Below are 12812 nucleotides of genomic sequence, written 5' to 3'. Positions count from 1 at the left end.
CCCTTAGCGCGCGGTCGAGGTGTAGGGCAGCAGCGCCATCTCGCGGGAGTTCTTGACCGCGATGGCGATGTCACGCTGGTGCTGGCTGCAGTTGCCGGTGACGCGACGGGCACGGATCTTGCCGCGGTCGGAGATGTACTTCCGCAGCAGGTTGGTGTCCTTGTAGTCGATCAGTTCCGGGCGGCCCTTCTTCTCGGCCTTGCAGAACACGCAGACCTTCTTCTTGGGCTTGCGAATGGGTGGCTTGGCCACTGTCTACTCCTGGTAATTCAAATCTTTGTGGATGTGTACGAGATCAGAAGGGGGGCTCGTCCGAGAAGCCGCCGCCACCGCTGCTCGCGGCCGGTGCGGAACCCCACGGGTCGTCGGCCGGCATGCCGCCGCCACCGCCGCCGCGGTTCCCACCGCCGCCACCGCCGCCGCCGAAGTCACCGCCGCCACCGCGGCTGACCTTGTTGACCTTGGCCGTGGCGTAGCGCAGCGAGGGGCCGATCTCGTCGACCTCGAGCTCGACGACGGTCCGCTTCTCGCCTTCCTTCGTCTCGAACGACCGCTGCTTGAGGCGGCCCTGCACGACGACGCGGGCGCCGCGGGTCAGGGACTCGGCGACGTTCTCCGCCGCCTGCCGCCAGATGTTGCAGCGCAGGAAGAGGGCCTCGCCGTCCTTCCACTCGCCGGACTGCCGGTCGAGGGTGCGCGGGGTGGACGCGACGGTGAAGTTCGCGACCGCCGCACCGGACGGGGTGAAGCGCAGCTCCGGGTCGGACGTCAGGTTGCCGACCACCGTGATGACGGTGTCTCCAGCCATCGGGGTTCCCCTCGGGCTCAGGCCTTGGCGGCAGCGGGCTTGGCCGCGGCGCGCTTGACCTCGCGACGCATGACCTTGGTGCGGAGCACGGTCTCCTGCAGCGACAGCTGCCGGTCGAGCTCCTTGACCGCGTCGGCCGAGGAGTTCAGGTCCAGCAGGGCGTAGATGCCCTCGGCGTGCTTCTTGATCTCGTACGAGAGGCGACGACGGCCCCAGACGTCGACCTTCTCCACGGAACCGCCCGAAGTGCGGATCACGTTGAGGAAGTTGTCCAGCGTGGGGGCGACCGTGCGCTCGTCGAGCGTGGGGTCCAGGATGACCATTACCTCGTAATGGCGTGACACAACCACTCACCTCCTATGGGCTCGCGGCCACGGGCTGTCCGTGGCAGGAGGGTTTGTCCAGGTAAGGCTACCTGGGGGTACCGGCAGGACTGGACGGCGGGGTCAGCCGGCCCGGCGGAGCACCCAGGTGCGGACCAGTCCGGCGGTCACCCCGGCGAGCACGATCACCGCGATCAGCATGGGCAGCTGCACGTCGTTCGACGCGCTGTTCGAGGCCAGCGACTGCGCGTTGCCGGCGTCGCGGATGTCCGCGCCCTGACCGCTTTGGCCGCTCTGGTCGCCCTGGCCCGCCTGCGGGGCGGAGGCGTCACCGGGCAGGGTGCCGTTCGCGGGGTAGCGCACCCCGGGGGCGACGGCCGTGCCGGCGGTCGCCGTGGGGATGCCGCTGTAGTCGCGCATCGGGGCGCTGCCGCCCGTGCCGCCGGCGGTGCCCGGGTTCAGGTTCGAGAGGTTGCCGGACGCGCCGCCGGGAGCGGTGTCGGCGCGGCCCTGCGTGCCGCCGCTCTGCTGGGCCGGGGTGCTGGGGGCCACGTAGTTGCCGGCGAGCAGCGTGAGGCCGCAGCCCTTGGCGACCGTGCTCTCCACGCTGTTCAGGGTCTTGTTCCAGTCGAGCCCGAGGCCCCACGTGCCGGAATTGGCGAGGGCGGTCCGCACCGCCTTGCCGATCGCGGCCCCGGTCACCTCGCCGCCGGCGGCGTTCGGCACCTGGCCGACCGGGATCGAGTGGTTCTTGGCGATGGAGTCGCCCGCCCAGCTGCCGATCGCCAGGGTGCCGGCGTTGTTCGCGCCGTTGGTGACCAGCGTCTTGACCGAGGCGCCGTCGATCGCCACCTGGTCGCCCATCTGCCCGGTGACCGAGCCCGTGCAGCTGGTGCTGACCAGGGTCGTCGCGGCGGAAGCCGTGCCCGTGGAGAGGAATGCGCCGCCGACGATGAACGCGGCGATGGCGGTGACGGTCAAGCTCTTCCGCACGAGCAGTCCTCCAGGGAAATCACGGGGGCGTCGTTGCACACAACATCAGGATGAACGACCGAGATACGCGAAAGATACTCGGCAGTCGGCTCAATTCGCAGCGGCCATTCGGCGGAGCACCCAAGTGCGGACGAGGCCCGCGCTGACTCCGGAGAGTGCCAAAACCGCGATCAACAAGGGCAGATTCGACCCGTTCGTGAATCCGTCCGTTGCCGAGGGTAGCGCTTCCGCCTGGCCCGCGGTCTGGACGCCGGAATTGCCCTCCGCCGCGCCGTCCGGGCCGGTGAGGCCGTACTGCGGCGCGTAACCCGGGATCTGGCTGCCGTACCGGATCGCCGGGGACGGCGTGAACAGCCCGGCCGTCGCGAACGGGATGCCGCTGTAATCGCGCATGGGGGCGTAACCCGTGCCGAGGGTGAACGGGAAGCCGCCGAACACGGGGCTGCCGGCGAAGCCGGGCAGAAGGGGGCTGTTCGCGTCCGGGATCGGCGTGGTGCCCGCCGGGGTGCCGCTCTGCGGCGCGCCCCCGGTCCCGCCCTGGGCCGGCGGCTGCTGCGGGTTCCCACCCGTGCCGCCGGGCTGCTGCGGGGCGGGCTGGCCGCCGCCGGTGAGCGAGCGGAGGCCCTGCTGGGTGCCGCCGGTCACGCCCTGGACACCCTGGTTGATCGCGCTCGCCGCGGGGGCGCCGACCACCGGCACCGGGGAGACGACGGTGTTCACCACCTTCACGGTGACCTGGCACAGCGTGCCGAGGACCGCGTTGATCGTCCCGGTCAGCACCTTCGTGGTTTCGGTGACCACGCCGAGGTTGAGCGGCAGGCCGAGCAGCGGTGTGGTGGCCTTGATCGTGTCGCCGGGCTTGGCGCTGACCGTGTCACCGCACTTGGCCGTGACGGTGTCCGCCGAGGCGGTGCCGGGCATGCCGAGCACGGCCGAACCCGCGAGGACGACCGCCGCCGCGCCGACCGCTGTTGCCCTCCGTGTCCGATCCTGCATGCTCGCCGCCCCTGGTGTCGTCGCCTACTTCCCAGTACAACGACGCTAAGGCAGCTCGGTGACGCCCGCTCGCTCAGAAATGTCCGGCATTCGGGTGGATGCGGCTGTGACCGTGCGTCAGGCGGGGCTACGGCGGATCCAGGCGCGGACCAGCGCGGCCGCGACGATCGCCAGCGCCAGCACCGCGAGCAGCATCGGCAGCTTCGCCGGCGGCGTGATGCTGGGCAGGGCCTCCGCGGTGCCCGACTTCTGGGCGTCGACGGTCGGCGGCACCTGCTGGCCGGGGATGATCTGCGCGATCACCGGCGCCTGGACCAGGCTGCCCGGCAGCAGTGCGGCGTTGGTGTAGATGCCCGAGATCGCGTCACCCGGCAGGCCCGCGTTCCCCGGACCGGTCACGATCGGGCCGGTGCTGGAGCCGGGCGGGTTCGGCGCCGGGCTCGGCGGCGTCGGACCAGGCGGACCGGGCGGGGTGGGCGGCGCGGGCTGCGGCGGGTTCGGTCCCGGCGGCAGGGGCAGCGGCGGCAGCTGCGAGGCGACACCCTGCGTCAGGCCGCCGACCGTGTTGACCGTGCCCTGCGCGGCCGGGCAGACGCCCTTCGCCGCCGCGTCGCCGACCAGCGGTACCCGGCCGATGCCGAGCGCCTTCACCGTGTCGCCGAGGGGCAGCGTGAGCAGGGGGGCCGAGCCGTTCGTGTTCCGCGAGCTCGAGTCGAGGCCGACCGTGAGCTGGTTCGGGGCGTTCAACGGGGCGCCGGCGTCGAGCGTCAGGCCCGGCGAACCACCCTGCTGCAGCGTGGCTTCGCAGCTCCCGCCGAGGGTGGGGTTGGTCTCCGCGGCGGCCGGCGCCGCGAGCGCGGCCGAGGCCGCGAGCGCGGCCGAGGCCGCGAGCGTGAACCCCAGTGCGGTGATCCGGGCGACGTGCTTCCCCATCATGCCCTCCGGCAGTCGGACCAATCTGGATCACGGAACGCGCTCACGGTACTCCACGAGCGTCACCAACCGGGCCCACCGGCCGGAAACGGGATCCGGAGTACCGTGCTCGGCATGCTGATTGGCGCCCATGTCCGTGACGACGACCCGTTGACCGCGGTCGCCGAGCGCAAAGCCGACGTCGTCCAGTTCTTCCTCTCCGACCCGCAGGGCTGGAAGGCCCCGAAGCCGCACCCGCACGGCGAAGCCATCGCGGCCGACCCGGTCGAGGTGTTCATCCACTCGCCGTACCTGATCAACGTGGCTTCGCTGAACAACCGGATCCGGATTCCCTCCCGGAAGAACGTCACCCAGCACGCGGACGGCGCCGCGGCGATCGGCGCCAAGGGCCTGATCGTGCACGGCGGGCACGTCGGCGCGAACGACGACGTCGAGGCGGGCCTGGACAACTGGCGCAAGCTGTTCGAGCGCGAGCAGGAAAAGGGCGGCTTCAAGGTCCCGATCCTGATCGAGAACACCGCCGGCGGCGAGAACGCGATCACCCGCGACCTCGACGTCATCGCCCGGCTGTGGGACAAGGTCGGCGAGTTCGGCGCCGGGTTCTGCCTGGACACCTGCCACGCGTTCGCCGCGGGCTGGGACCTGGCCACCGCCGTCGAAAAGGTCAGGGCCATCACCGGCCGGATCGACCTGGTGCACCTCAACAACTCCCGCGACGAGTTCGGCTCGACCCGCGACCGGCACGCCAACGTCGTCGAGGGCGAGGGCACGATCGACCCCGAGGTGCTGGTCGCCGTCGCCCGGGAGGCGGGTGCCCCGGTCGTCGTCGAGACGCCGGCCGACGGTCAGGCCACCGACATCGCCTACCTGCGCGAGCAGCTCGGCTAGACGGCCACGGCCCGCCGGCGGCGCCGGGTGGCGTTCGGGATGATCACGTCCCGGGCGCCGTCGAGGAAGCCGCCGGCCGGGTCGTCGTCGCCGTCGGCCCGCACCAGGTCGGTCGCCGGGCGGTAGATCTCCCGGACCACGAGCACGCACAGCCCGGCCACGGCGAGGTCGCGGACCACGACCGTGCCCAGGAACCAGCCCTCGGGCAGGCCCTTGTGGTCGACGCCGAGGTAGTAGAACATCCGCGGCACCCAGACGACGGCGTCGATCAGCATCCAGCCGAGCAGCAGCCGCCAGCGCGGGATCGCCAGCACCGCCAGCGGGACGAGCCACAGCGAGTACTGCGGGCTCCACACCTTGTTCGTCAGCAGGAACGCGGCGACCACGAGGAACGCGAGCTGGCCGACGCGCGGCCGCCGGGGCGCGGCGAGCGCGAGGTAGGCGATCCCGGCGCAGCAGGCCAGGAACAGCACGGCGACGGTGATGTTGAGGTACGTCGGCGTCTGGTTCTTCTGCAGCACGCCGTCGAACCCGGCCCAGCCGGTGGTGTACGAGAAGACGTTGTACAGCGAGTCCGGGTCCATCGGCCGCAGGGCGCTCATCCGGAGGAACTCCCACCAGCCGCGGGTCGCGGTCAGGATGAACGGCACGTTCACCGCCAGCCACGTCAGGATCGCGGCGCCCGCGGTCTTCCAGAACGGGGTCAGCTTGCCCGCGCGCAGGCACAGGAAGAACAGCACGCCGAGCAGGAGGAGCGGGTAGAGCTTCGCCGTCGCGCCCAGCCCGAGCAGGACGCCGGCGAGCACCGGGCGCCGGCGCGCCCAGGCGAGCAGGCCGGTCGCGGTGAACGCGGTCGCGATGGCGTCGAAGTTGGTGAAGGCGTGCACCAGCACCAGCGGCGAGATCGCGACCAGGACCATGTCCCACGGACGGCGTTTCACCGTCCGGCCGGTCGCCCAGACGGTGACGAGCCAGGCGAGCCCGAGGAACAACGCGGTGATGTCGAAATAGATCGCCACCGGCAGCGCCCCGGGCAGCCAGCCGGACTCGGCGACGTTGTACCAGCCCGCCGCGAGCTTCGCGTTGACCCACTGGAAGAGCCCGGTGAGCACCGGGTACTCCATGTACCGGGTGTTGTCCTCGGCGGTCTGGGAGCTTTCCTGCCACGACGTGTAGTACGGGAAGGTGCCCGGCCGGTCGAGCCGCTCGGAGCCGTAGAGCGGCACGATGTCGGAGTAGCACATGGCGACGAACGGGCGGCCCGCCCGCCAGTCGAGCTGGGTGTTGCCGTTCGCGTCCTGGTACTGCTGGATGCAGGAGCCCTTGCCGAACCAGCACAGCATCAGCGCCAGCGTGGCCAGCAGCAGCCCGACGCGCTGGGGTGACCAGAACCAGTGCCTGCCGACCGCCGCGTGCTCACCGAGCGGGCCGCCGAGTGGTCTGGTGACCGCCGCCGCAAGGGGCTCGTTCCAGCTCGGGACGATCCGTTCCGCCCTGGTCAGCGTCACCGGACCGGGTTCCGGCTCCCGCGTGGTCTCCTCTGGCACGAGGCGGATCGTATCGGTGATCGACGTGCGCGGTGGTGAAGCCGGTGATCACGCCGGATTCGCGTAGTACGAGGCCAGCACCTCCGCGGCCGCCCCGCGGGTGACGATCTCCTCGCCGGAGCGGTCTTCGACGACCTCGATGCGCTGCCAGTGCGGCAGCGGCAGCAGTTCCCCCAGCCGGTCCGAAACGGCTTCGCGGTGGACGTCCGGCTCGTCCCGCACCGCCCGTCCGGCCAGCACGATCCGCTCCAGGTCGAGCACCTGCACCAGGTCGGCCAGCCCGACGCCGAGGAAGCCCGCGGCGGCCCGGGTGTCCGGTGCCTGCTTCGCCATGATCTCGACGCAGCCGCGGCGCCCGCAGGCGCAGCGCGGCCCGTCGAAGGCGATCGTGGTGTGCCCGAACTCACCCGCGTTGGTCCGCGGCCCGCGGTAGAGCCGCCCGTCGATCAGCAGGCCGACGCCGATGCCGGTGCCGACGAGCACCACCGCGGTCGCCGTCGGCTCGCCGTGCGGCCAGAGCTGCGCGAACGCGGCGGCGTTGGTGTTCTTGTCGAGCGTCACCGGCAGCCCGGTGCGCTGCTCGAGCAGGTCGCGCAGGGGCACGTCGTGCCAGCCGGGCATGTTGGTCGCGTCGCGGACCAGGCCGGCGCGGTGGTCCAGCGGGCCGACCGCGCCGAGGCCGAGGCCGAGCACGTCGAAGCCGTCGGCGAGTTCGAGCGTGGTGGCCCCGATGGCTTCGACGGCCTGCGCGGGGGTGAAGCCGGGCGGCAGCGGGCCGCCCGCCGTCTCCTCGACCTCGCCGACGAGGTTGGCGCGCAGCACGTGGTACTCGTCGCGGTCGAGGCGCGCGCCGAGCGCATGCCGGGCGCCCGCCCGGATGCGCAGCGTGGTGCGGGGTTTGCCGACGCCGGCCGACGGCTGCCGCTGCTCGTCCAGCAGGCCGGTGTCGAGGAGTTCGGGGACGATCTTGGAGACGGCCTGCTGGGTGAGCCCGGTGCGTTCGGCCAGCTCGACGCGGCTGAGACCGCCGGCGCGCAGGATGTGCGAGAGCAGCAGGGCGCGGTTGTGCGCGCGCACGTCGCGCAGGTTCACCCCGGTCTCCGCCATGGACAGGATCTTCCCACGTCTGGCCAGTTAGGCAACGCTGTTGTTTAATAGCGGCATGGCGGACGACTTGCGCGTGGGCATCCTCGGGTACGGCATCGGGGGCCGCGTCTTCCACGCGCCCCTGGTGGCCGCGACGCCCGGGCTCACCCCCGCGGTGATCACGACGTCGGGCAACGCCGCCCAGGCCCGCACCGACCACCCGGGCGCGGAGGTCGTGCCGGACGCCGACGCGTTGTTCGAGCGGGCCGGCGAGCTCGACCTCGTCGTGGTCAGCACCCCGAACCGCACGCACGTGCCGCTCGCGCTGCGGGCGGTCGAAGCCGGCCTGCCGGTGGTCGTCGACAAGCCGTTCGCGCCGACCGCGGCCGAAGCCCAGCAGGTCGTCGACGCGGCGAAGGCGGCCGGCGTCGGCCTGACCGTCTTCCAGAACCGGCGCCTCGACTCCGACTTCCTCACCGTGCGGAAGGTGCTCGGCTCCGGGCGCCTCGGCGAGGTGTTCCGCTTCGAGTCCCGCTACGACCGCTGGGTGCCGAAGCCCAAGGACAACTGGCGCGAGTTCGGCGACCCGGCCGAGGCCGGCGGCCTGCTCTACGACCTCGGCGCGCACATCGTCGACCAGGCGCTGCAGCTGTTCGGCCCGGTCACCCGCGTCTACGCGGAGGTCGACCGCCGCCGGGCCGGCGTCCAGGTCGACGACGACGTCTTCGTCGCGCTGCACCACGCGAACGGCGTCCGGTCGCACCTGTGGGCGACCGCCCTCGCGGCCACGCTGAACCCACGGTTCCGCGTCCTCGGCGACCGGGCGACGTTCACCAAGTACGGCCTCGACGTGCAGGAACCGCAGATCAAGGCGGGTCTGCGTCCCGGCGACGCGGGCTGGGGCACCGAGCCCGCGGCGGACGCCGGGAAGCTCGGCGTCGGCCCGGAGATCGAGACCGTGCCCACCGAGACCGGCCGCTACGAGCAGTTCTACGCCCAGGTGCGCGACGCGCTGCGCGGCGAAGGCGAGTTCCCGGTCGACCCGGCCTCGTCGGTCGAGGCCCTGCGCGTCATCGAGGCGGCCCACCGCTCCGGCGTCGAAGGCGTCGTGGTCGACCTCTGACCCCCTGACCGGCCGTGACCTCGGTGACCCCCAGCTCCGAGGTCACGGCCTCCTCCCCCGGTTTCACGGACCGGAGTTCGACTGGCCGGTGTCGTTCCCGTTGCCGCGTCCGGGACCCCGGCCGTCGCGCCGCACGCGGTTCTGCTGCTGCTGCTGTTGCTGCTGATCCGGGTTGCCGCCGCGGCCGATGGTGAAGCGCTGCTCCTGCTGTTGTTGCTGCTGCTGTTGGAACTGTTGCTGCTGCTGGAGCTGGAACTGCAGCTGGTCGTCCTGCGGCGAGGTGATCGCCTGGACGCGGTCGAAGCGCTCGCCCGGTTTGCCGGACAGGTAGAGCTGCATGAACCGCTGCCACACCGGTCCGGCCACCAGGGACGGGGTCAGCGGCTGGCCGGCCGGGCCGCGCAGGGCTTTGTCGCCGTCGCCGCCCACCCAGACAGCGGCGGCGACCGAGGGCGTGTACCCCACCATCCACGTCTGCGAGTTCGTGTTCGCCGCCGACGCGGGTTCGTCGTCGCCCGGCGTGTGCTGCTGGGTGCCGGTCTTGCCCGCGCACTCGTGGCCGGCCGGGCAGGTCAGCCGGGAGAACGGGATCACCGGCGCCAGCGCGGCGGTCACGTTCCCGGCGATCTGCCTGCTCTTGCCGCGGTCGTTGTCGGCGAACGCGTCCGTCGCGCGCGTGTCGGCCTCGTAGGCGGTTTCGCCCTCGGAGTTCGTCACCTTCTGCACGAAGTGGCGGCCGTGCTGGACGCCGCCGGCGGCGAAGGTCGCGTACGCCGAGGCCATGTCCGCCGGCGTGACCGCGGTCTGCCCGCCGCCGATGGAGATGTTGTTGTCGCCGGTGAACAGCACGCTGCGGCCGCCGGTGTCCTTCGTGCGGATGCCCGCTTCCTGCGCGGCTTCGGCGACCCCGCCCGGCTTGGTCACGTTGAGCACCATGTCGTAGAAGACGGTGTTGGTGGACCGCTGCATCGCCTCGGCCACCGTGCACTGCTCGGAACAGCTGCTGCTGGCGCCGGCGTTGCGCACCGGCAGCGGCACGTCGGGGAACGTCCGCGGCGAGCGGCCGTCGAAGACCGCGTTGAGCCCGCGGCCGCCCTTGAGGAACGCGGTGAGGTCGAACGGCTTCATCGACGACCCGGGGTTGTGCGCTTCGTCCGCCCAGTCGCGTCCGGCCTGGTCCTCGCCGTTCGGGCCCTTCACGATCGGCGCGCCGCCGTAGTAGGCGAGCACGCCGCCGGACTTGGGGTCGACGGCGACGAGCGCGTCGAGGATGCGGTCGTCGGTCTGTTCGGCCATGCCCTCGGCGACGGCCTTCTCGGCGGCTTCCTGTGCCTTCGAGTCGATCGTCGTGAACACCTGGAACCCGCCCGAGTAGTACTTCTCCTCGGGAATCCCGGCCGCGGCCAGCTCGGCCTTCACCTGCTTCTTGACGAACGGGTTCAGCGTGGTCCCCTGCCGCGATTCGACGAGCGGGACCGGTGCCGGGAACTTCGCCGCCTTCCGGTCGGCGGCGGAGAGGTACCCGTTGCGCAGCATGCGGTCCAGTGCCGTGCTCCACCGGTCGCGGGCGACCGTCCCGTTCTCCGACCGGCCCGGCTGCTGGATCAGGCCGGCGAGCAGCGCGGCCTCGGAGTAGTCCAGCTGGTTGGCGTCCTTGCCGAAGTACGCCTGCGCCGCCGACTGGATGCCGTACGCGCCGCGGCCGAAGTAGATGATGTTGAGGTAGGCGGTGATGATGTCCGCCTTCTCGTAGGTCTGGTTCATCTTGAACGACTTCGCGAGCTCGACCCACTTGCGCGTCAACGTCGGGGCGTCGTCGCCGGACGAGACCTTGATGTACTGCTGCGAAATCGTCGACCCGCCGCCGGACCCGCCGGTGACCTGGTTGTAGGCGGCCCGGGCGATGCCGGAGAGGTCGAAGCCGGAGTTGGTCTCGAAGGACGCGTCCTCGGTGGCGATCACCGCTTTCTTGACGACGTCCGGGATCTGGGCCGGGCTCAGGATCTGCCGGTTCCCGCCGGTGGGCACGTCCTTGCCCATCTCGGTGCCGTCGGCGTAGAGGTAGGTGACCGCCTGGCCCTGCGACTGCGCGACCGTGTCCGGCGACGGCACGTCGACGGCGAAGTACGTGATCACGAAGGCGACCGCGGGGACCAGGAAGAACAGGCCGGACAGCACGTACAGCACCCGGCGGACCGTCTTCCAGCGGCGGCGCCTGCGCGCGTCCGGCGCCGGCTCCGGGGTGACGTCGGCGGTGAACTCGTCCGGTTCGGCCGGCCGCGGCGGAAGGGGCCGGCGTGGCTGGTAACGACCACGCGGCACCGGCCTCCGGCCGGACCTCGAGCGATTTCGGTCGGTGTACACGGGGCCGTCCTCGGGTACGCAAGTGGGCTGCGGGCGCAGACCCCTCGACACTCCACACGGACCACGGGCGGCGGTGGTTCACCGGAACGGCGAAGGCCCCGCACTGTTCCCAGTGCGGGGCCTCCGATCAGCCTTCTCCGGCGCCCGGTGGCCGGGCGAGCCCGTCGCCGGGCTGTGGCGGGGTCGGTCCGCCCGTACCCGGCAGTGTCGGCCGGCTCACCCTCGTCCTCGAGGTCTCGGTCTCCGTCTCGGTCTCCGTGGGCGTCTCGGACGGCGTCGAGGTCGGGGTTTCCGTCGGCGTCGGCGTGTCCGAGGGCTTCGACTGCGTCGTGGTGACTTCGCTGACGTCCTTGCCGATCGGGTCGACCTTGTTGAACTTCTCCGGCGGGGCCCCGTCCAGGTAGTTCTTCATGAACTCCTGCCAGATGGGGCCGGAGATGGTGCTACCGAAGATCGGCTTGTTCTTGTTGTCGTGCAGCGGGATGTTGCCGTCGCCGCCGACCCAGACCGCGGCCGAGACCGACGGCGTGTAGCCGACCATCCAGGTCTGGGCGTTGCGGTCCTTGTACGAGGCGGGGTCGCCGTCGCGCGGGTCGTACTGCTGCGTACCGGTCTTGCCGGCGCACTGGTGACCGGCCGGGCACTGCAGGTTGGAGTGCTTGATGACCGGGCCGAGCGCCGTGGTCACGTTGCCGGCGATCTGCGCGGTCTTCTGCGCGTCACTGTCGAACGCGGGTTTGGCCTGGTACTTGCTCTCGTCGAACTCGACTTCGTCCTGGGCGTTGGTCAGCTTGGCGACGAAGTGGGCCGGACGCTGCATGCCATCGCCGGCGAAGGTGGCGTACCCCGCGGCCATGGCCTCCGGCGTGGCCACGGTGGCGCCACCGCCGAGTGCGATGTTGATGTCCTGGCTCATCTGCGGCGACGTCGGCACGCCCGCCTCGTTGGCGGCCTGGGCCACCTTCGCCGGTTTCGTGATGTTGTAGACCATGTCGTAGAACACGGTGTTCGCCGAGATCTCCATCGCCGTGGCGACGGTGCACTGCGGGCCGCAGCTGGAACTCTCGCCCGCGTTGCGGATTGTCTTCGGCGGGTTGCCGAACTTCCGGTTGTTGGACCCGTCGAAGGTGTCGCCGAGGCCCTTGCCCATCTTCAGGTACGCGGTGAGGTCGAACGCCTTGAACGACGAACCCGGGTTCCGCGCCTGGTTGGCCCGGTCCTGGCCGGTCTGGTCCTTCCCCTCCGCGTTCTTCACGATGTCCGGGCCGCCGTAGTAGGCGAGGATGCCGCCGGTCTTCGGGCTCACCGCGACCAGCGCGCTGAGGAGCCGGTCGTCGGTCTGGCCCTTCATCTTCTCCGCGACCGCGTCCTCGGCCGCCTTCTGGGCCTTGGGGTCGATCGTGGTGTAGACCTTGGCGCCGGTCGCGTGCAGCCTGGCGCTGTCGTAGCCCTCGTCCGCCAGCTCGTCGTCGATCCGCTGCTGGATGTGGAACGACATCGACTGGTTGGTGTCCTTGGCCGCCTTCGGGACCGGCGTCGGGAACTGCGCGCCCGCGCGTTCGTCGGCCCGCAGCCACTTGTTGGCCACCATCTGGTCCATCACGTAGTTCCAGCGGCGCTGGGCGTACTCCTGGTTCTCCGACTTGCTCGGGCCCTGGATGAGACCCGCGAGCAGCGCCGCCTCGGACGCGTTGAGGTCCTTGCCGGCTGCCCGTCGCGGTCCAGGCCACCGGGCACGGCCTGACGGCGGG

Annotated in this window: 12 protein-coding genes; 2 read left to right on the top strand and 10 right to left on the bottom strand. The window is 71.3% G+C overall.

Features of this window, described 5'->3' with window-relative positions; translation table 11 throughout:
• Nucleotides 1-3: 3 nt before the first annotated feature.
• The 6 genes from rpsR to ACWDN5_RS01130 form a co-directional block, all read right to left on the bottom strand.
• Entirely contained in the window at nt 4-252 is a 249-nt protein-coding gene (gene rpsR / locus ACWDN5_RS01155) for a 30S ribosomal protein S18 (protein ID WP_003098744.1), read from the bottom strand.
• Nucleotides 253-295: 43 nt separating this feature from the next.
• On the bottom strand, nt 296-808 hold the full coding sequence (locus ACWDN5_RS01150) for a single-stranded DNA-binding protein (protein WP_043787121.1): 513 nt from the start codon (nt 806-808) through the stop codon (nt 296-298).
• A 17-nt stretch (nt 809-825) separates the two neighbouring features.
• The gene (gene rpsF, locus ACWDN5_RS01145; protein ID WP_200876551.1) at nt 826-1152 is read right to left on the bottom strand and encodes a 30S ribosomal protein S6; all 327 of its coding nucleotides are present in this window, start codon (nt 1150-1152) and stop codon (nt 826-828) included.
• Nucleotides 1153-1254: 102 nt separating this feature from the next.
• Nucleotides 1255-2130: a hypothetical protein gene (locus ACWDN5_RS01140; RefSeq protein WP_449673876.1), complete on the bottom strand. Its 876-nt coding sequence runs from the start codon at nt 2128-2130 to the stop codon at nt 1255-1257.
• 84 nt (nt 2131-2214) lie between these two features.
• Nucleotides 2215-3120: a hypothetical protein gene (locus ACWDN5_RS01135; protein WP_449673792.1), complete on the bottom strand. Its 906-nt coding sequence runs from the start codon at nt 3118-3120 to the stop codon at nt 2215-2217.
• Nucleotides 3121-3237: 117 nt separating this feature from the next.
• Nucleotides 3238-4056: a hypothetical protein gene (locus tag ACWDN5_RS01130; protein WP_449673875.1), complete on the bottom strand. Its 819-nt coding sequence runs from the start codon at nt 4054-4056 to the stop codon at nt 3238-3240.
• Between the two features lie 111 nt (nt 4057-4167).
• Between ACWDN5_RS01130 and ACWDN5_RS01125 the strand changes: the two genes are divergently transcribed.
• The gene (locus ACWDN5_RS01125; RefSeq protein ID WP_449673791.1) at nt 4168-4941 is read left to right on the top strand and encodes a deoxyribonuclease IV; all 774 of its coding nucleotides are present in this window, start codon (nt 4168-4170) and stop codon (nt 4939-4941) included.
• Here the strand turns inward: ACWDN5_RS01125 and ACWDN5_RS01120 are convergent.
• Nucleotides 4938-6488: a glycosyltransferase family 87 protein gene (locus tag ACWDN5_RS01120; RefSeq protein ID WP_449673790.1), complete on the bottom strand. Its 1551-nt coding sequence runs from the start codon at nt 6486-6488 to the stop codon at nt 4938-4940. The genes ACWDN5_RS01125 and ACWDN5_RS01120 overlap by 4 nt on opposite strands.
• A gap of 48 nt (nt 6489-6536) precedes the next feature.
• On the bottom strand, nt 6537-7595 hold the full coding sequence (locus tag ACWDN5_RS01115) for an ROK family transcriptional regulator (protein WP_449673789.1): 1059 nt from the start codon (nt 7593-7595) through the stop codon (nt 6537-6539).
• Nucleotides 7596-7650: 55 nt separating this feature from the next.
• Between ACWDN5_RS01115 and ACWDN5_RS01110 the strand changes: the two genes are divergently transcribed.
• Complete coding sequence (locus ACWDN5_RS01110; RefSeq protein WP_449673788.1) at nt 7651-8697, top strand: Gfo/Idh/MocA family oxidoreductase; 1047 nt, start codon at nt 7651-7653, stop codon at nt 8695-8697.
• A 63-nt stretch (nt 8698-8760) separates the two neighbouring features.
• On the opposite strand, the gene ACWDN5_RS01105 is transcribed toward ACWDN5_RS01110, so the two are convergent.
• Together ACWDN5_RS01105 and ACWDN5_RS01100 are read right to left on the bottom strand one after the other, a co-directional pair.
• Nucleotides 8761-11019, bottom strand: a complete 2259-nt coding sequence (locus ACWDN5_RS01105) for a transglycosylase domain-containing protein (RefSeq protein WP_449673787.1) — start codon at nt 11017-11019, stop codon at nt 8761-8763.
• A gap of 169 nt (nt 11020-11188) precedes the next feature.
• The coding region (locus ACWDN5_RS01100; RefSeq protein ID WP_449673786.1) for a transglycosylase domain-containing protein at nt 11189-12812 on the bottom strand (1624 nt) is incomplete at its 5' end.

The organism is Amycolatopsis sp. NPDC003731 (assembly GCF_053586895.1).
Note: the sequence above shows the minus strand (reverse complement) of the source record. Positions and strands in the feature narration are given on the sequence as shown.